The sequence below is a fragment of the Enterovibrio norvegicus FF-33 genome (assembly GCF_000286835.2).
GTDB classification, from domain to species: Bacteria; Pseudomonadota; Gammaproteobacteria; order Enterobacterales; family Vibrionaceae; genus Enterovibrio; species Enterovibrio norvegicus_A.
Map to the genome: position 1 here is coordinate 449860 of NZ_AJYD02000013.1, position 18438 is coordinate 468297.

At 47.5% G+C, this 18438-nt stretch carries 14 protein-coding genes and 1 tRNA gene; 7 read left to right on the top strand and 8 right to left on the bottom strand.

Going from position 1 to position 18438, the window contains the following annotated elements:
• Positions 1–58: 58 nt before the first annotated feature.
• The 5 genes from pflA to ycaO all read right to left on the bottom strand — a co-directional run bounded on the left by pflA (position 59) and on the right by ycaO (position 8816).
• Positions 59–799 carry a pyruvate formate lyase 1-activating protein gene (gene pflA / locus A1OO_RS04380; protein ID WP_016958499.1) on the bottom strand — a complete coding sequence of 247 codons (741 nt, stop codon included), beginning with the start codon at positions 797–799 and terminating at the stop codon, positions 59–61.
• Positions 800–999: 200 nt separating this feature from the next.
• A complete protein-coding gene (locus A1OO_RS04385; RefSeq protein WP_017004741.1) occupies positions 1000–2205 on the bottom strand; it encodes an EAL domain-containing response regulator in 1206 nt (401 codons plus the stop codon).
• A gap of 295 nt (positions 2206–2500) precedes the next feature.
• A complete protein-coding gene (gene pflB, locus A1OO_RS04390; RefSeq protein ID WP_016958497.1) occupies positions 2501–4777 on the bottom strand; it encodes a formate C-acetyltransferase in 2277 nt (758 codons plus the stop codon).
• A 198-nt stretch (positions 4778–4975) separates the two neighbouring features.
• Positions 4976–6520, bottom strand: a complete 1545-nt coding sequence (locus A1OO_RS04395; RefSeq protein WP_016958496.1) for a DUF3360 family protein — start codon at positions 6518–6520, stop codon at positions 4976–4978.
• A gap of 541 nt (positions 6521–7061) precedes the next feature.
• A complete protein-coding gene (ycaO, locus tag A1OO_RS04400; RefSeq protein WP_017004742.1) occupies positions 7062–8816 on the bottom strand; it encodes a 30S ribosomal protein S12 methylthiotransferase accessory factor YcaO in 1755 nt (584 codons plus the stop codon).
• 149 nt (positions 8817–8965) lie between these two features.
• Here ycaO and A1OO_RS04405 point away from each other — a divergent pair, with 149 nt between their 5' ends.
• The gene (locus A1OO_RS04405) at positions 8966–10141 is read left to right on the top strand and encodes a tetratricopeptide repeat protein (protein WP_016958494.1); all 1176 of its coding nucleotides are present in this window, start codon (positions 8966–8968) and stop codon (positions 10139–10141) included.
• A 4-nt stretch (positions 10142–10145) separates the two neighbouring features.
• On the opposite strand, the gene A1OO_RS04410 is transcribed toward A1OO_RS04405, so the two are convergent.
• Positions 10146–11792 (bottom strand): ABC transporter substrate-binding protein, encoded by a 1647-nt coding sequence (locus tag A1OO_RS04410; protein WP_017004743.1) that lies wholly within the window; start codon positions 11790–11792, stop codon positions 10146–10148.
• 383 nt (positions 11793–12175) lie between these two features.
• Here A1OO_RS04410 and A1OO_RS04415 point away from each other — a divergent pair, with 383 nt between their 5' ends.
• The 4 genes from A1OO_RS04415 to A1OO_RS04430 all read left to right on the top strand — a co-directional run bounded on the left by A1OO_RS04415 (position 12176) and on the right by A1OO_RS04430 (position 15420).
• Positions 12176–12946, top strand: a complete 771-nt coding sequence (locus A1OO_RS04415; protein WP_016958492.1) for an ABC transporter ATP-binding protein — start codon at positions 12176–12178, stop codon at positions 12944–12946.
• A gap of 94 nt (positions 12947–13040) precedes the next feature.
• Positions 13041–13805 carry a transporter substrate-binding domain-containing protein gene (locus A1OO_RS04420; protein ID WP_016958491.1) on the top strand — a complete coding sequence of 255 codons (765 nt, stop codon included), beginning with the start codon at positions 13041–13043 and terminating at the stop codon, positions 13803–13805.
• Between the two features lie 179 nt (positions 13806–13984).
• Positions 13985–14686: an ABC transporter permease gene (locus A1OO_RS04425; RefSeq protein WP_017004744.1), complete on the top strand. Its 702-nt coding sequence runs from the start codon at positions 13985–13987 to the stop codon at positions 14684–14686.
• Positions 14687–14697: 11 nt separating this feature from the next.
• Positions 14698–15420 (top strand): ABC transporter permease, encoded by a 723-nt coding sequence (locus A1OO_RS04430; RefSeq protein ID WP_016958489.1) that lies wholly within the window; start codon positions 14698–14700, stop codon positions 15418–15420.
• Between the two features lie 185 nt (positions 15421–15605).
• Here the strand turns inward: A1OO_RS04430 and xthA are convergent, their stop codons facing one another.
• On the bottom strand, positions 15606–16412 hold the full coding sequence (gene xthA, locus A1OO_RS04435; protein WP_017004745.1) for an exodeoxyribonuclease III: 807 nt from the start codon (positions 16410–16412) through the stop codon (positions 15606–15608).
• 224 nt (positions 16413–16636) lie between these two features.
• Here xthA and A1OO_RS04440 point away from each other — a divergent pair, with 224 nt between their 5' ends.
• Together A1OO_RS04440 and A1OO_RS04445 are read left to right on the top strand one after the other, a co-directional pair.
• Positions 16637–17053, top strand: coding sequence for a hypothetical protein (locus A1OO_RS04440; protein WP_017004746.1), 417 nt, complete (start codon positions 16637–16639; stop codon positions 17051–17053).
• 155 nt (positions 17054–17208) lie between these two features.
• Positions 17209–18177 (top strand): glutathione S-transferase family protein, encoded by a 969-nt coding sequence (locus A1OO_RS04445; protein ID WP_016958486.1) that lies wholly within the window; start codon positions 17209–17211, stop codon positions 18175–18177.
• Between the two features lie 82 nt (positions 18178–18259).
• On the opposite strand, the gene A1OO_RS04450 is transcribed toward A1OO_RS04445, so the two are convergent.
• A tRNA-Tyr gene (locus A1OO_RS04450) sits at positions 18260–18344 on the bottom strand.
• Positions 18345–18438 lie beyond the last annotated feature (94 nt).

The following is an 18438-nucleotide window of genomic DNA, read 5'->3' on the forward strand; positions in this document are numbered from 1 at the left end:
GCCAATATGGCCGTTTTTCAATCGTTTATCTAAAGCGGGCATGTCATGGACGGCAGGCTTAGTACATCACCTTGTGGCCATAACTTTCCAAAATTGCTTTCAGCTTTTCCATGGTTTCTTTCGTTGGTGGTTTCACGTCTTTGAGGTCGTATTCGTAACCCAACGCTTCCCATTTATGCTCGCCCAATTGATGGTAAGGCAGCATCTCGATCTTCTCGATATTGTCCATGTCTTTGATGAACTCGCCGAGACGATGAACCGAATCTTCATCGTCGGTATAACCCGGAACGACCACATAGCGAATCCAGGTCTTTTGGCCGCGCTGATGCAGATAACGAGCAAAATCGAGTGTGCGGCGATTTGAAACGCCAACCAGATCTTTATGGATTTCGTCGTTAAGTTGCTTGAGATCCAGCATCACCAAATCGGTTGTGTCGAGTACTTCGTCAACCACGTCAGTGTGTTTACGAATATAACCATTGGTATCAAGACAGGTATGAATGTTTTCTGCTTTTGCTGCACGGAAAAAGTCACGTACAAATTCAGGCTGAAGCATGGCTTCACCGCCTGACGCGGTAACGCCGCCGCCAGATGCATTGATGAAATGACGATAAGAGACCACTTCTTTCATGATTTCTTCAACAGACACTTCACGGCCATCATCCAGATCCCATGTATCGCGGTTGTGGCAGTATTTGCAGCGCATCAAGCAACCTTGCAAAAACACGATAAAGCGAATGCCAGGACCATCAACGGTTCCACAAGACTCAAAAGAGTGAATACGGCCCATCACCGACATGAGATTCTCCAAAACTACTGTAAAAAGTAAGGGGTTATATTATACCGAAACCCCTTTCAGATACAGGGATTCAGCCTGTTGGCATAGACATTATTCGGAGAGGAAGAGCGAGTTAATCGCGATGAATTTGGGGCAGGGGCAATAGGGTGTCCTTCGTTAAAAATGACAAAGTGTGCACGCTATAAACGCGTTAAGTGGCGTTAAATGGTATTAAGCACTGAAGGGGGGCAGAGGGAACGGTGATTTTTGAGCGACAACCATAACGTGTACCAATTTTCCAGGTCTTCAACAGGCATGGGCTTGGCGATAAAAAATCCCTGAGCGTAGTCGCAGCCCATATCTCGAACGCCGTGCCATGTTTCAATGCATTCAACCCCTTCGGCGACCGAAGCGACACCGATGCGCCTTGCTATCAGGATACTCGCTTCTACCAATGCACTCGCTGTTCGGCTGCTTAGCATGGGGAGAACCAAAGACAAGCCCACTTTGAGCGAGTCTAGCGGCAAAAATTCCACTTCTTGCAGTGAAGTATGCCCAGCACCAAAATCATCGATGGCAATGCGAAAGCCATTGAGCAGCAAACGCGATGCTGCCTCTTGAACTTGTCCAATATGGACGAAATGGTCGGGTTCCATCAGCTCAAAATACATGGCTTCACACAGTGTAGGGTGCGCTTTACCGATCTCGATAATTTGGTCAATGAAGTTAAGTTCAATGAGGTTGTTCATCGAGATATTCACGCCGACTGGCCGTCCTTTCAGGTCAACCTGATTGGCAATGATCTTGTCTATGACTGACAACGTGAGTTCTGATTCCAGACTCAGCGCCAAAAGTTGCCCTAAAAAATGTCGAGGTATTAGCGTGCCGCGTGTTGGGTGGTGCAAACGTTGAAGGGCTTCGCAGGCGATCCACTCTCCGTCACTTAAGCGAACGATAGGCTGGAACCACGTTTCAAACAGTTTTGCTTTCCATGCTTCAAGCACCTCATCTTCCGACAACGGAACAAGATCTTGTGGGAAGTTGGTGTCATGCTCATTGGTCAGGTTGATGTAGTATTTCAGCAAAGGGATAGTGGCAGGCTTCGGGAGTATGCCTAGGACATTCAGGTGAAGGTTTTCACACATACTTTTTACCGTATCCAGTACCTTTTGCGATGCCGCGCTGGTGATGACGATACAGCCTGAAAAGCCTCTTTCTGCCATGTTGCTTAAGAGCTTGATACCGTCAATGTCAGGCAGATGTAAATCGCAAAAGACCAAATCGGGTTTATGAGCAAGCACATGTTCGAGTGCTTCGGCACCACTTCCAGCCGTCAGAAGCATCTCATCCCCAGACAATAGCTGCATCAATTGTCCTGCTACCATGTCCCTTTGAAACGGATGATCTTCGACAAGCAATATCTTCATGTTTCCCCACAAATCCTTGGAATAGGTTGCGCTATTTAGTTGATGGGCAAGCTTTTCCCTACAGTATGGTCAGGTTTTTAGCAGACGTCGACAGAACGTCGTACGGTAGATGGACTGGGAATTCACCAATACGGGGAGCGTGGGATATTTGGTATCAAAGATGGATAAGAGAAAGATAAGAGAAAGGTAAGAGAAAGGTAAGAGACGGGAAATGGGTGTGGATATAGTGGAAAAAGGACATAAAAAAACACCTCCGCAAGGGAGGTGTTTTCTGATTTAAACTGACTCTAAAAAATTATAGAGATTCAGTGAAAGTACGTGCGATAACGTCTTTTTGCTGTTCAGCAGTCAGAGAGTTGAAACGCACAGCGTAACCCGATACACGGATAGTCAACTGTGGGTAGTTCTCTGGGTGCTTAACAGCGTCTTCCAGTGTTTCACGGTTCAGAACGTTCACGTTCAGGTGTTGACCACCCTCGATGCCTGATTCGTGGTGGAAGTAACCGTCCATTAGACCAGCAAGGTTCGCTTTCTGCGTGTCGCCATCTTTACCCAGTGCGTTAGGCACGATAGAGAAGGTGTAAGAGATACCGTCTTTTGCGTGAGCAAATGGCAGTTTACCTACAGACGTCAGAGATGCGACAGCACCTTTTTCGTCACGACCGTGCATTGGGTTTGCACCCGGTGCGAATGGTGCGCCTGCACGACGACCGTCTGGCGTGTTACCTGTTTTCTTGCCGTATACCACGTTTGACGTGATAGTCAGGATAGACTGAGTAGGTACAGCGTTACGGTACGTTTTCATCTTACGAATTTTGGTCATGAAGCTTTCAACCAGTTCACATGCGATGTCATCAACACGTGAATCGTTGTTACCAAATTTCGGATAGTCGCCGTCGATGTCGAAGTCGATCGCGATGCCGTCTTCGTCACGGATAGGCTTAACCGTTGCGTATTTAATAGCAGACAGTGAGTCAGCTGCAACAGAAAGACCTGCGATACCACACGCCATGGTGCGATAAACGTCACGGTCGTGAAGTGCCATCAAAGACGCTTCGTAGCTGTACTTGTCATGCGAGTAGTGGATAGCGTTCAGTGCGGTCACGTACTGAGTTGCTAGCCAATCCATGAAGTTGTCTAGGCCAGCCCAAACTTTATCAAAGTCCAGAACTTCGTCAGTCATAGGCGCTTGCTTAGGACCCACTTGCAGCTTCATTTTCTCGTCAACACCGCCGTTGATTACATACAGCAGCGTTTTCGCAAGGTTTGCACGCGCGCCGAAGAACTGCATGTGCTTACCGATAACCATTGGTGATACACAACAAGCGATAGCGTAGTCATCGTTGTCGAAATCAGGGCGCATCAGGTCATCATTTTCGTACTGGATAGAAGACGTATCGATAGATACCTTCGCACAGAACTTCTTGAAGCCGATTGGCAGTTGCTCAGACCACAAAACAGTGATGTTTGGCTCTGGGCTTGGACCCATGGTGTAAAGCGTGTTCAGGAAGCGGAAGTTAGTACGGCTTACCAGAGTACGACCGTCAACACCCATACCACCCATTGATTCTGTTGCCCAGATTGGGTCACCAGAGAACAGCTCATCGTACTCAGGAGTACGTAGGAAGCGAACCATACGCAGCTTCATGACGAAGTGGTCGATCATTTCCTGTGCTTCAACTTCCGTGATCTTGCCTTCAGCAATATCACGCTCGATGTACACGTCTAGGAACGTAGAAGTACGACCCAAAGACATTGCTGCACCGTTTTGAGATTTAACAGCGGCTAGGTAGCCGAAGTAAACCCACTGAACAGCTTCTTGTGCGGTCAGTGCAGGACCAGAAATGTCACAGCCGTATTTCGCAGCCATTTCTTTCATCTGGATCAGTGCACGGTACTGCTCTTGAATTTCTTCACGCAGTTGCATGGTCATTTGAAGATCGTCGCCAGTTTCCAGTTTCGCTTGTAGCGAATGGAATTGCTTAGCTTTGTCCTTCATCAGGTAGTCGATACCGTAAAGTGCTACGCGACGGTAGTCACCGATGATGCGGCCACGGCCGTATGCATCAGGCAGACCAGTCAGAACACCAGACTTACGGCAGTTTAGGATGTCAGGGGTATAGACATCGAAAACGCCTTGGTTATGCGTCTTACGGTATTCTGAATAAATTTTTGAAACCATTGGGTCCAGCTCACGGCCGTAAGCCTTGCAAGAACCCTCGATCATACGCACACCGCCGTTAGGGATAAGTGCGCGTTTCAATGGTGCTTCAGTTTGCAGACCAACAATCTTTTCCAGATCTTGGATGATGTAACCTGCATCGTGAGCGGTAATGGTAGAAACAACAGAAGTATCGAAGTCTACAGGGGCGTGAGTTGAGTTCTCAAGCTTGATGCCTTCCATGACTTTGTCCCAAAGCGCGTTAGTCGCTTCAGTACCTTCAGTCACTAGGAATGATTCATCGCCCTCATAAGGGGTGTAGTTCTTCTGGATGAAGTCACGAACGTTAACTTCGTTCTGCCATTCGCCTTCAGCGAAACCTTCCCATGCTTTAGCAAATTGCTCAGACATGATGTACCTACCTTTTTAGTAGAAGAAAACAAGTACTTAGCGGTTTGAATGCCGCTCCACTGTGGAGACAGTGGTCAGTACGCGATCATTAAAAACTGTAAAAGCAAAAACGCTTTATTAAACGAGCTTGATTTTACGCTTTCTTAGCCTTGTATGGATAGTAATTTGGGCAGCCAAAGCGGCTGCCCAAATCAATAATTACATCAGTGCTGGAATACCGAACTGATCTTCGAGCATGCCAACCGCCAGCATAGCAACCAGACAGATAACTAATACTGAACCAGGAATCACGATACGGTCTACAAAAGACAGTTTCTTCGCACGCTCTTTGTCACCGATGAGACCGTTGTTGTCCAACAACATTGCCAGTGCCCATGCTAGTACTGGGTTCGCAACCATGGCAGCGAAGATACAGATACCGGCTGATTGTGAATCTTTGGTTTCACGAATCATCTGAACGCCAGCTTCAAGCAATGGCAGGAATACACCAACCAGTAGCGCGATACGCATCACTGGTGGCCATACTGCAACGTCCATAGGGAAGCCAAGGATGGCAATAATGATGCACAGTGAGCCAAGCAAAATTGCACCCGCTGGAATTGGGCGTTTCGCAATCGCTGCTGGGATCATGTAAGTACCCCAAGATGAAGTGATGTTACCGCCACCTACCGCTGTACCTACGATCTGACGTAGTGAACACGTGGTCATGGTGTCATCTACGTCCATCAGTACTTTTTCGGTTTTTCTCGGGTAGTTCAACTCTTGGAAGATACGGTGACCCAAGAAGTCTGGTGACCACATAGCAACAGCAAGAATGGCAAATGGCAATGATGCAATAAAGTGCTGCAGATTCGGCAGACCCAGCATCCAACCTTGCTCAGTGCTTCCCCACCAATAAACAGGGTTCAGGTTAGGCAGACCCATTTCGGTTGTGAACGTCAGGTCAAAGCCTGCGCCCATGGCCAATGCAGTAATTAAGCCCAATACCGCACAAGCAGGAATGGCCAACCAACGTTTGCCGATACGCGCTAGCAATGCGTAAAGAATGACGTTTACGGCAAGGACAACCAGACCGATATAGCCCATGCTGCCTTTAGCCACTGACGCTGATTCCAAGCCCTTGGCCCAAGATTGAATGTCACTGATTTGGCTCATTGCACCGGTAAAACCAAGGAAGACAAGCAGACCACCTGCTACACCTTCACTGGTGAGGTTGACCAGTTTTGAACCGCCCTTGAAGTAACTCAACGTCAGGCCAAACACACCAAGAAGTAATGCTAAAGCGAGGGGGTGAGCGCCTGCCAGCGCAATGGTTCCGATCAACGGGATCATTGGGCCGTGGTTACCAGCAAGGTTTGCACGAGGGTTAATAAAGCCAGATGCCAAGATACAGAAAAGCAGCGCTGGGATAAGCATCTCAACACGTGCGACTTCGATGGCGAATTCTTTACCGAGGTTGATGTGGTCCCAAGCTTGTGTCAGGCCATCAGCCCAGGACATCATTACCGCTGAGTACATTGCGATAATGCCGATAGTACCTGCAAGAGCTGGAACTAAATCTTCGAGTTCGAAACGGAAATCACGGCCAGGAAGGTTAAGTTTCCAACGGCGTGGGTTCATGATTTGAAGTTCGTGGTCCAGGTAATCTGAACGCGTTGCGAACTCCGAAGCGGGACGGTGCTTAGCTTGATACTCGCTTTGCGCCTGATCACCGATTTGCTCTGATGGGGCTTGGGTTGACATAAAGTCCTCTACGTACAAAAGCAAACAGAACTGGTTACGCTCTCGCCTTGTTCAGCAAATGTTTCACCCTTGAAATAAGGTGTGAAACGGGCAAAAGCCGGGAGCCAAAATTCGTAACATGAATATTAACAAACCTCTTCTCGGCCAACTTGATTTAGATCATTTTCGTGAAAATAAATTACACGTCAGGCAGAAGGGGATTGGTCAAATAGCAATCAAATGGTCGTATTTACGACTAAATCTGTCTATTTGGATGCGAAACTGAAATAAAATTACCAAAGGTGGAGTGTGATGCGTGCTACAGAAATGTGTGAATCAACGTGTTTTTACAGAGAAACATCGGGGGCAACCAGCCTCAATGAATGAATTTCGGACGCATATCATTTTTTCTCAAAAACCAAACGTCTTAAGTTGTTCCTTTCTTAAGGGGGGGTCATTTATAAGCGGATGACATCAACAATCGATGCTCACCGACAACCATATTGCAAAAAAACGCCCACATGACGAATCACCATGTGGGCGTGTAACCGTCTATTGGGTGTTAGTCTTGCGCGGCAGCTTTTGCTTTTTGAAGCTTATGGTAAGAGCCCAGTAGCTTCTGATGCGCACCGAATTCGGTGAGCGACGCTTCCGGCGCGGTCAAGCCATAAAAGCGAATATCGCCAGTGATGGACTGCCAAACGGCTTCTGTCACGCTGTCACCATAGGTGAAGCCAAATGCGCGTCGGTATTCAACAGGGTCGCGGTCTTTGTCTTGTGCAAGTTCTAGGCTTGCAATCAAACAGCGCATAAACACGGAGCGTTCTTGGCTGTAAATCGTGGCGTTGTAATCCAAGCTCCATACGGCGAAGTCTTGCGTTGATTCCAAATCGCCCATCGCCAATGCCAATAAGCATTTCAGTTCGCCAATGGTGAGTGATTTCCAAATGGTGCCTGCGTCCGGCGCAATACCCATCAGCTCACATACCATGTAGCTGTCGTCGAAATCCGCCATTTCTAGCACATCGAACAAGAATTCACAGGCGTCATCGCTGTATTCCGTCGCTAGCAGCATGCCTAAAGCATCACGCAAATCGGTGCCACGGTTGTTGTTGCAAAGCTGCACTTCTTCCGGTGGGTAGATTTCAGACCAGCCCGGTACGATGATGCGACAGCAGTTCACGCCCAAGTGGTCGTAATCGGCAATATAAGCGTCGGCGTCTTCAGCGTGCAGTTTTGCTAGCAGCCAATCCACTTCTTCTTGTGAGGTTCCCTCAAAGTTCCATTCTGCAAATGCGTAATCTGGCGTGTCTTTGAACATGTCCCAAGACACAGTGCCTGATGAATCAATAAAATGCGTTTCCAGGTTGTGGTGATCAGCCACATCTTCATCGTGGAAAGATGGCGCTTCGAACACATCGAGATCTTTCAGGCTGCGGCCTTGCAATAGCTCTGTCACAGTGCGCTCGAGTGCCACTTGGAAGCGAGGGTGTGCCCCCCATGACGTGAAACAAGTGCCGTTATGCGGGTTAAACAGCGTGACGCAAACAACGGGGTAGTTGCCGCCCATGGACGCGTCGTACACAACGATAGGGAAGCCTTCGGCAACCATCGCATCAATAGACGCTTGAATAGACGGGTATTGAGCCAGTACTTCAGCAGGGATCTCCGGCATGCTCAGACGCTGCGAAATAATACGGTTTTTAATGGCACGTTCGAAGACTTCGGACAAGGCTTGGCTGCGCGCTTCTGTTTGCGTGTTACCTGCTGACATGCCATTTGACACGTACAAGTTGCCGATGATGTTCATGGGTACATAAACGGTTTGTTGATCTTTCTGACGTGCGAACGGCAATGCACAGATACCGCGATCTTCATTGGCCGATTGAAGGTCAATGAGATCTGAACAAGTTAGCATTTGGTCTGGATCATAGAACGCAGACATCGGTTGATCTAACAGACCTTCTGGTAGGCTGTCGTCGTCAGTGAGCGGGAACCATTTCTCGTTCGGGTAGTGAACAAACGAAGAGTCAGCGATCTCTTTGCCAAGATAGAAATCGGCATAGAAATAGTTGCACGACAAACGCTCGAAATATTCCCCCAGCGCAGACGCTAACGCGGCTTTTTTGCTGGCACCTTTGCCGTTAGTAAAGTTCATTGGTGCGTCAACGTCACGAATATGAACAGACCAAACGTTAGGGACAGGGTTTAGCCAGGAAACAGGTTCAACGTTAAATCCCGCAGCGGTTAGCTTGGATTCAAAACGATTGATCGACTCTTCCAGTGCGGCATCTTTGCCAGGGATATAGGTTTTCATGGGGTTCTCAATCTCACAGAGGGGCTGGGAGTATATACTCATAATGTCAAAATATTGCTACGTACTTGCAAAAAATAGACGCTCAGTTAGCCAGCAGTTGTCCAAATTACGTTATAGTCGAGATATCAAATCGTTAATGGCTGAGGGATATGAAATTATTTGGCGCCGGCATCCTCCTATTCAGTGTGATTTTTCCAGTACAGGCCAGCGATCCTGACTTCTCCAATCACCTGAACCGCATTGAACAGTTATTGTCTCAAGATAATTTCAGTGATGCCGCAGATCTCGCAAAAGCCATTGTGGCTGATAACGAGGAACAAGAAGCGCTTCATCAACGTCTGCTTGGTTTTATCTATTTACATGAAGGCAATTATGACCGCGCCTATGTTGCATATACAAAAGCCATTGAGTACCGAAAGTTACCTGCCAGTTTGCGACAGGATACATTAGGTGCATTAGTGTCTTTGTCGATGAAAAGGGATAGGTCAGACATGGCTGTCAGCTATGGTCGTACCTATCTCGATGAATTTCCGCCGTTTCAGCCCGTTGCACAGTTATACACGCGAGCCTTATTCACACAGAAAAACTACCGTGAAGCCTTAAAACAAAGCAACGCGATTATTGCGCGTTATGCTGATGTGCCTGAGTTTATCTGGCAGATCAAAGCGCTCAGTGAAGAACAGCTTAAGCAACACCGCGCTTTGGTGAATACAACGCGAATTATTCAGCAGAAGTTTGGTGACGAATTTCGTTGGCAGCAAAAACAAGCCATGGCCTATGCCAGTTTGGGTGAGGTGCGTCAGGCACTTTCAATCTTGAAATCTGAGCAAAAGAAAGGGTCAGCGCTGAGTGAGGCGGATTATCTCGATATGGCGCAATTTGCCAGCATGCTCGGTGAGCCAGTGCAAGCGATGGGCTTTCTCAATCAAGGCATTCAAAAAGAGCAGGTCGGTACTAGTCGAGACGTATTAAGGCGTAAATTGCAATATCACATGCAGGCTGGACAATGGTCATTAGCATGGGAAGTGGCGTCAGTACTTAATAAAGAAGAGCCGGAACTTTATCTGCTTAAAGCACAATCTCGTGTCGCCTCGGAACTACAACGCTGGTCAGATGCTGCCATGTTGTCGCAACAGGCGATTGATATGGGAGGGTCTCGAGATGCCTTTTTATGGGAAATTCTGGGCTATAGCGCGATGAAATCCAACCAATTGTCATTGGCTCGTTCGGCGTATGAAACCCTGCGAGAACTTGACCCCGCAAGCGACGCTGATGTTTGGCTAAAAACGTTAGATTTAATGACGAACGAGTCAACGACGGAGTAGCTCGCTACTCGCCGTCAACTGGTTCGAGTGCCAATAGCTGAATCAGACGCAGCCTTTCTGTGTACCAAATAGGTGGAACGTTGGGTGTACCATCGGCATGTCTGCGCCACCCTTTAAATCGGTTTTTTGTAAATTCCACCGTCTCCAACTTGTAATAAAGAGGCACTGTCACCTGTTGTTCTGAGATGAGCAAGTGGAGGCGGTTAATCACTTTTCGTTGCCCTTCTTGCGTGGTTTCGAGCAAAAATGCATCGAGCAGTTGGTTGATTTCTTCATCACGAAAGTAGTGCTGCGCAAAGCGGGGGTCTAACGGCGTTTGGTAGCGACTGTTGAACGCAGAATTGAGATAGCGAAAAGGCGTCATGCCTGAAAAGTAGTTCGTTATGCTCATGTCATAACGGGCTTCTGCCATTTGCTCCGTGTATTTTGAAAAAGGCAGTGCTTGGCTATCGATTTTTATACCAATGGCATTCAACATTTCTGCCGTGATATTGGCGGCAGAGGTGAAGTCACTCCAACCTGATGGTGCGATAAGACTCAGTGAGAGTGGGGCGCCAGAGGGCAGCTCACGAAATCCATCGTCATTGGTGTCTTTGAGGCCCATTTCATCAAGAAGACGTGCAGCGGTATTCGGGTGAAAGCGAATGTAGTACAGGTGCTGTTCTGCCGCTGAGTTCACAATCCAATCGTCAAATTTAGACTCTAACCCACTGGCAAATGCCGCCTTTTCGCCTTGACCAAATACCGCAATATCGATGATCAGGTCGCGCGCGAGACTCATGGAGATGGCGCGACGAAATCTGACATCTTGAATAACGTTGCGTGTTTCAGGATCGGGGTGGTTGAAATTAAAAAGCAGGCTGACAATGGTCGACGGCTTATGGTGGTAGTGATAGTCAGGAGAATACGACGAGTAATTTCGCTCAATATCAGGAATAAACGCACTTGCCCAATCAAACTCACCATTACTTAAGCGAGAGATCAGTTCGTCATTGGTACGCACCAATGGATACCGAATACAGTCGATCTTAAGCGCATCTTGTTGCCAATAATTGGGATTACGGCACTGGACGACGTTGTTACTGCTAAATGCACGAATATCGGTAAAAGGGCCACTACCCACAGGCTTGGCATTGAGGTAGTAGCGTTTGTCCCTAATATCCTTCCATTGGTGCTCCGGAACGATAATCGCCTCTTGCAGACGCAGCGCAATTTGCGCGTTTGGGCGAGTTAACGAGACGTATACCTCATTTTCACCACGTTTTTCGACACGTTCGATCCACTCGCCGAGTGAATTGTAATCCAGTTCTGGTTCGTTTTTGAGCAGTGACAAACTGAAGACAACATCATCCGCAGAGAAGGAAACACCATCAGACCACTGAATACCGTCTCTTAGGGTCAATGTAATCCCCTTTAAGTCAGGCGACAGGGCGTAGCTTTTGGCCAAGCGATAGTGAGTGACATCGTCTTCGAATACCATCAAAGGTTCAAAGATGAAATCCCGCGTCGTCGCCAGTTTATCGGGGCGAAAAGGGTTGTAGTTACGCACGAAACCGTTTGATAGCTCGGGGATGATCGTTAGTGTGTGAGTCGCGGCGATACCTGCAAAAGAGACAAGCGCGAAACACAGTGTCAGCAAGCGGGAAAGCATATGTCTCTCGATATTGAAATATAAGAGTATTGTCTCAAAACACACCCTACACTAACCTTAACTAACCATCAATGAAATCGATGGCATTGCAATTATTCACTCTGTTTATTTATGCATTTAAAATGACTTATTTTTTACCCACTTAAAGGTTAACAAATTGTTGCTGTTGGAACTGATGGGTGTTATTTTCACAGAAACGAGCTTAAGCAGTGAATTGTGTTGTAGCACGGGTGAAAATTACAGGATTGTCAATTGAATCGCCGAGCTTCACTATTTTGGTCATTATTACTGAGTTCAAATCACGTTTGAACTCAGTGTTTATGCGGCTGAGAACTAGATTCAACGAAAAGCGACGTGCTAACAGAATGACAGGAGTCAAGCGCATGACGGAAGCAGTAGCGCTGCAGATTAAAGACCTACATAAAACGTTCGGTCAACACGAAGTTTTAAAAGGAATTTCACTGGATGCACATCGCGGCGATGTGATTTCAATTATCGGTTCTTCCGGTTCAGGTAAGAGTACCTTTCTTCGCTGCATCAACCTACTTGAAACACCGACCAGCGGAGAAATCTGGGTCAATGGTGAACTGATCGAAATGAAGAATGGACGCGGTGGTGACGCCATTCCTGTCAGTGAAAAACAAGTTCAACGTATTCGCTCTCGCCTCGCCATGGTTTTCCAAGGTTTCAACCTCTGGTCTCACATGACCGTCATGGAAAACGTCATCGAAGCCCCTATCCATGTTCTTGGTGTATCGAAAGCTGAAGCCATAGAGCGCGCAGAAGCTTACCTTCAACGTGTTGGTCTTTATGAGCGCCGAGATTATTACCCCGGTCATTTGTCAGGCGGTCAGCAACAACGTGCCGCAATAGCTCGCGCACTCGCTGTTGAGCCAGAAGCGCTATTATTTGATGAACCGACGTCAGCACTCGACCCCGAATTGGTCGGTGAAGTACTCAATGTGATGAAAATTCTCGCAGAAGAAGGGCGCACCATGCTGGTGGTTACCCACGAAATGGCGTTTGCTCGCGATGTATCCAATCACGTGATGTTCTTGCATCAAGGACGAGTAGAAGAGCAGGGGCATCCTGAAAAGCTCTTTACCTCGCCTGAGTCAGAACGTTTAAAACAATTTATTTCTTCAATTTACTAACGTTCTTCAATTTATTAACGCGTAGCTACGCATATTCGACAGATGGAAAAGGAATATCCCCATCTGGTTCAAATATCCATAAGGAGACAGAAAGATGAAAAAATGGTTAGTTGCTGTAGCAGTCACTGCTGCACTTGGCGCGACAGCTGTTCAAGCGAAAGAGTGGAAAGATGTACGCATCGCTGTGGATGTACCTTATGAACCGTTCGAATACAAAGCACCCGATGGCACGTTGACAGGTTTTGAAGTAGACCTAGGTAATGCAGTGTGTGAAAACGCAAAACTAAACTGTAGCTGGGTTGTGCAAGCGTGGGATGGCATCATTCCTGGCTTGAAAGCACGTAAATACGACGTGATCTTCTCTTCTATGTCGATCACTGAAGAACGTGCGAAGCAAGTTGCGTTTTCAGAACCTTACTACAACACCCCAAGTGGCTACTTCGCACCCAAAGCGTCTACTTTGAACCCAAGTGATGTTGCATCACTGGCGGGTAAGCGTATTGGTGTTCAACGTGGCACGATCCAAGATAACCACGCGACTGACACATTTGGCAAAACTGCTGAAATCAAGCGCTACACAACCGGTGATGATCTGGTTTTGGATCTGCAAGGCGGTCGTCTTGACGTAGTACTGATTGACTTCCCTGTTGGTGAAGCTGCGATTTTGGGTGCGTCTGATGGTGCTAACTTCAAAACCGTTGGTGAGAATATTCAACTCGGTAATGGTGTTGCTGCAGCGTTCCGTCAGCGCGACAAAGGCTTGGTTGAGATCTTCAATGCATCGTTGGCTGAAGTAAAAGCAAACGGTACATATGATGAGATCATGAACAAGTACTTTAAGTACGACATCAAAATGTAATTGATCGTCCTTGAGGGTGAGTATTCCGTGTTGAATGCTGCCCTCAAGTTAGAGCAACACCCTGTATACCGTTAACGGACAGAGCTAACGATATACAGAGCGTTCCAAAGGGCGCCGGATATGCTCCCTTGCGACCGATGACAATCGACGTCGGTTTTTTTACGTGCAGGAGGTAAAGGATGTTAGATCTGCATGGTTATGGCCCTTCCATATTTATGGGCGCTATTCTTACTGTCGAATTGGCGGTGCTTTCAGCGATTATTGCTTTGTTACTTGGATTGGTAACCGCGATGGCTCGCGTCTCCAAAAACCGCTTCGCGCGTGGCGTGGCGACAGTGTATTCCACGGTTGTTCGTGGCGTGCCTGACCTGGTACTGATGCTGCTGATCTTCTTCGGCGTTCAGATCATGCTCAACAACTTTTCTGACTGGCTCTATGACACCTACGAATATGATGTTTTCTTTAACGTCGATGAATTCACCGCAGGCGTTTCGACCATCGGCTTTATATTCGGCGCATACATGGCTGAAACCTTTCGTGGCGCGTTTCTCGCGGTTGATCGAGGTCAACTTGAAGCGGGCACCGCTTACGGCATGAGTGACTGGATGGTGTTTCGTCGCATTATGTTCCCGCAAATGATGCGTCACGCTCTGCCGGGTATCGGCAACAACTGGTTGGTTTTGGTGAAAACCACAGCGCTGGTTTCCGTGATTGGCTTGGCTGATATGACGCGCTTGGCAAAAGAAGCCGCGGGCGCGGTGAACGAACCGTTTAAATTCTTTATTCCGGTAGCGATTGTCTACCTGATGATCACGTCCGTTTCTGAGCTAGGCCTTAAAAGACTGGAACGTAAATTCAGTGCTGGTGTGGTAAGAGGCTAAGGAGAGTCGGAATGTTAGAATCACTGTATGCTTTTCTCGATCAAAACGAGATTTTCACCTCAACGACCATTGTCCATTACTGGAGTGGCTTAACCACTACGGTTCAGTTAGTGGTACTGTCACTGATCCTCGGCCTTATTTTGTCTGTGCCGTTGGCTGTCGCAAGAACGTCAAAGAACCCATGGATTAACCGTCCCGTTTGGATTTATGTGTATGTGTTCCGTGGAACGCCACTCTTGATCCAGCTTTATCTGATTTACTATGGTGTGGCGAAAATTGAAGGCATTCAACAGTCCATGTTTTGGGCGATTGTTGAAGATGCGTTCTACCCATGCTTATTTGCTTTCGTGCTGAATACCGCGGCTTATACGACTGAGATTTTGCGTGGCGCCATGATGGCGACGCCGAATGGTGAAATTGAAGCGGGCAAGGCGTATGGCATGTCGCGCTTTACGATTCTTCGTCGCATTATTTTGCCGTCTTCATTTCGTCGTGCATTGCCGGCTTACAGCAACGAAGTTATCTTCATGCTACATGCCAGTTCGATTGCATCCGTCGTCACCATTATTGACCTGACAGGCGCAGCACGAGACATCTACGCACGTTTCTACGCACCGTTTGATGCGTTCTTGTTTGTCGCGGCTATTTATCTGTGCTTAACGTTCAGCATTGTTTATGGCTTTAAGCGATTAGAGCATCGCTGGCACAGGCATTTGAGACCGTTGGAAAGCTAAGAGCAGGGCCTAGGTAAACATAGGGTCCTAGGTGCTAGGAAAAGCAGGTCCTAGGAAGAGCAAAAGAACAAAACCCCAAAGCAAAAAAACCCGCCATATATCGGCGGTTTTTTTGTGGGCGTTGTAACCTAATGTTCTTCCCTAGGATCTAGGACCTGCTCTTCCTAGAACCTTCTCTTCCGCTCTTACTCGAAGGTTGCCCAAATTGGCGCGTGATCGGACGGCTTCTCAATGCCTCGAAGCTCGTAATCAATGCCAGTATCTACGCATTTCGCCGCGAGAGAAGGGGTTGCGAGAACCACATCAATGCGTAGGCCACGGTTGTCGTCAAAGCCACGTGAGCGGTAATCGAACCATGAGTACTTGTCGTCGGCATCTGGGAACTGCTGGCGGAAGGTATCCACAAAGCCCCAGTTCATCAGTGTTGCCAGCATTTCACGTTCTTCTAGCTGGAACGAACATTTGCCGGTTTTCAACCAGCGCTTGCGGTTCACTTCGCCAATGCCGATATCTAAATCTATTGGGCTGATATTGATGTCGCCCATCACGATCACGTTTTCTTCGTTGGTGTGCGCGTCATTGAGGTAAGTCATCAAGTCGCTGTAAAATTTTATCTTTGCAGGGTACTTGGTTTCGTGCGCAATGTTTTCACCCTGCGGGAAGTAACCGTTGAGTACAGTCACTTCACTGCCATCGGCCTGTTTGAAGGTGGCCATAATCATTCGGCGCTGAGCATCTTCTTCGTCAGTCGGGAATCCTTTTTGGACCTTGATGGGTTCTTCTTTACACAGCATTGCCACGCCATAGTGTGCTTTTTGACCGTGAAAATAGACCTTGTAACCCATGGCTTCGACATCTTCGAGAGGGAAGGCTTCGTCGTGAACTTTGATTTCTTGCAAGCCAATTACATCAGGTTGATGTTTCTCGATCAGTGCTTGAAGTTGGTGAAGACGTGCTCGTAGGCCATTGATATTAAATGAGATGACTTTCATGTCTTTGTTCTACTCTTTATTTGGTGAAATACGTTGAGCGCAGCGTATTGTAACTGATTATGGTTCAGAGTGGTTGTGTAAAGCGCCTTGGAAAAAACACAATCCAATGCGTCATAACGCAGAGTCTTACATTTGCAACTATGCTGTAGTAAAACAATATTATTGGCAATCAAGGTGTTGTTTGTCTTATACCCATGGTGAGAGGTCATTAAATGAAAATGTGCATGCTGATAAAAACAGCGATGGTCTCATCGGCTCTTATTCTCGTTGCAGGGTGCAGCGAGTACGGTGATTTCACCACAGAGCAGATTTGCAAGGCGAGCCTAGCTGTCATCAAGGGAAAAAGCCCAACCATGATGATGACGGACAAGGTTGTTAAGGAAGAAGAAACGGGGCTCGATGTTTTCTACATTTCCTATCCACGACCTGATGATAACAATAAGTGGCATGTGCGCTGTAAAGTAAACAAGAAGCGCGCGATTTGGGCTCAAAATGAGGGACGATGGCGAGATCAGGCTCAAGATCCGACAATACGATTTGTCATTAATGATGATGAAATTGAAATCAATGAAATGTACCCAGACGGTAGCGCGGCAAAAAAGGTGACCTTTAACATCAGCATGCTGGGTGGTCGTACTTAATCCGTTTTTATCCACACGCTTTCTAAATTAAGCCCCTCATTCGAGGGGCTTTTTTCTGATGTTCAGTTTTTTCGAATAAGTCTGCCAACTTCCTGCTACCGACATTGTTGCGTTTGCTTAATACACTGATTGCAGATGAGTTGAGGAGAGAGATGATGGGAAAGTTAGTTGAAGGTGTCTGGCATGACGTGTGGTACGACACAAAAGCGTCCAACGGAAAATTCGTCCGTGAAGATGCGGGTTTCCGATCTTGGGTAACGCCGGACGGCGAAGCGGGGCCAACGGGCGAGTCAGGCTTCAAAGCCGAATCAGGTCGTTATCACCTTTACGTGTCGTTAGCCTGTCCTTGGGCACATCGCACCTTGATCTTCCGCAAACTGAAAGGCCTTGAACCACACATTGATGTGTCCATAGTCAGCCCGGATATGCTTGAAAGCGGGTGGGTGTTTGATTCACCTGAGCCATTGTTCGGCTTCAACTTCATGCATCAAATCTACACCAAGGCAAAATCGTTTTACACTGGACGCGTGACTGTCCCCGTTCTTTGGGACAAGAAAACCCAAACCATTGTCAGTAACGAATCGTCAGAAATCATCCGCATGTTTAATTCGGCGTTTAACGAGCTAACAGGCAATACTGACGATGACTACCCAGAAGCACTTCGTGGCACGATTGATGAGTGGAACGATTATATCTACCCACATATCAATAACGGCGTGTATCGCAGCGGGTTTGCCACCACGCAAGAAGCCTACGAAGATGCGTTTGATCATTTGTTTGCAGCGCTAGATAAAGTCGATGCACATTTGGCGAGCCATCGATATCTGGCAGGCGATCATATCACCGAAGCAGATTGGCGCTTATTCACCACACTGGTTCGTTTTGATCCTGTGTATGTGAGTCACTTTAAATGCAACCGTCAGCAGATCGCTCAGTATCCTAACTTGTTTGGTTATATGAAAGAGCTGTACCAAGTGGAAGGGGTGGCAGACACGGTCAACATGCATCATATCAAGCGTCACTACTATTTCAGTCACGCTAACATCAATCCGACACGTATTGTGCCTAAAGGGCCAGAGCAGGATTTGTGGGCGCCTCATGGCAGAGGCGTCATCGGTAAATAGCGCAATGCGGCGGTCAATAAAGAAGTGCAGCCATCAAGTACAAACGAAAAAAGCCAGCTCAATGAGCTGGCTTTTTAAATGATGGTGGTGGGAGAAGGATTCGAACCTTCGAAGGCGGAGCCGTCAGATTTACAGTCTGATCCCTTTGGCCACTCGGGAATCCCACCACGAGTTTTTCTTTTACTTTTTATATTGCGTTGCGTTCTTAATGTTGCCCATCAAGCCACAAGGCGAATGATGGTGGTGGGAGAAGGATTCGAA

Excerpts from the sequence above, each read along its gene's own strand:
- A1OO_RS04385 (WP_017004741.1), bottom strand. The coding sequence starts at position 2,205 with ATGAAGATATTGCTTGTCGAAGATCATCCGTTTCAAAGGGACATGGTA.
- A1OO_RS04405 (WP_016958494.1), top strand. The coding sequence starts at position 8,966 with ATGAAATTATTTGGCGCCGGCATCCTCCTATTCAGTGTGATTTTTCCA.
- A1OO_RS04445 (WP_016958486.1), top strand. The coding sequence starts at position 17,209 with ATGGGAAAGTTAGTTGAAGGTGTCTGGCATGACGTGTGGTACGACACA.
- pflB (WP_016958497.1), bottom strand. The coding sequence starts at position 4,777 with ATGTCTGAGCAATTTGCTAAAGCATGGGAAGGTTTCGCTGAAGGCGAA.
- xthA (WP_017004745.1), bottom strand. The coding sequence starts at position 16,412 with ATGAAAGTCATCTCATTTAATATCAATGGCCTACGAGCACGTCTTCAC.
- A1OO_RS04430 (WP_016958489.1), top strand. The coding sequence starts at position 14,698 with ATGTTAGAATCACTGTATGCTTTTCTCGATCAAAACGAGATTTTCACC.
- A1OO_RS04440 (WP_017004746.1), top strand. The coding sequence starts at position 16,637 with ATGCTGATAAAAACAGCGATGGTCTCATCGGCTCTTATTCTCGTTGCA.
- A1OO_RS04420 (WP_016958491.1), top strand. The coding sequence starts at position 13,041 with ATGAAAAAATGGTTAGTTGCTGTAGCAGTCACTGCTGCACTTGGCGCG.
- ycaO (WP_017004742.1), bottom strand. The coding sequence starts at position 8,816 with ATGAAAACCTATATCCCTGGCAAAGATGCCGCACTGGAAGAGTCGATC.
- A1OO_RS04425 (WP_017004744.1), top strand. The coding sequence starts at position 13,985 with ATGTTAGATCTGCATGGTTATGGCCCTTCCATATTTATGGGCGCTATT.
- A1OO_RS04395 (WP_016958496.1), bottom strand. The coding sequence starts at position 6,520 with ATGTCAACCCAAGCCCCATCAGAGCAAATCGGTGATCAGGCGCAAAGC.
- pflA (WP_016958499.1), bottom strand. The coding sequence starts at position 799 with ATGTCGGTGATGGGCCGTATTCACTCTTTTGAGTCTTGTGGAACCGTT.
- A1OO_RS04410 (WP_017004743.1), bottom strand. The coding sequence starts at position 11,792 with ATGCTTTCCCGCTTGCTGACACTGTGTTTCGCGCTTGTCTCTTTTGCA.
- A1OO_RS04415 (WP_016958492.1), top strand. The coding sequence starts at position 12,176 with ATGACGGAAGCAGTAGCGCTGCAGATTAAAGACCTACATAAAACGTTC.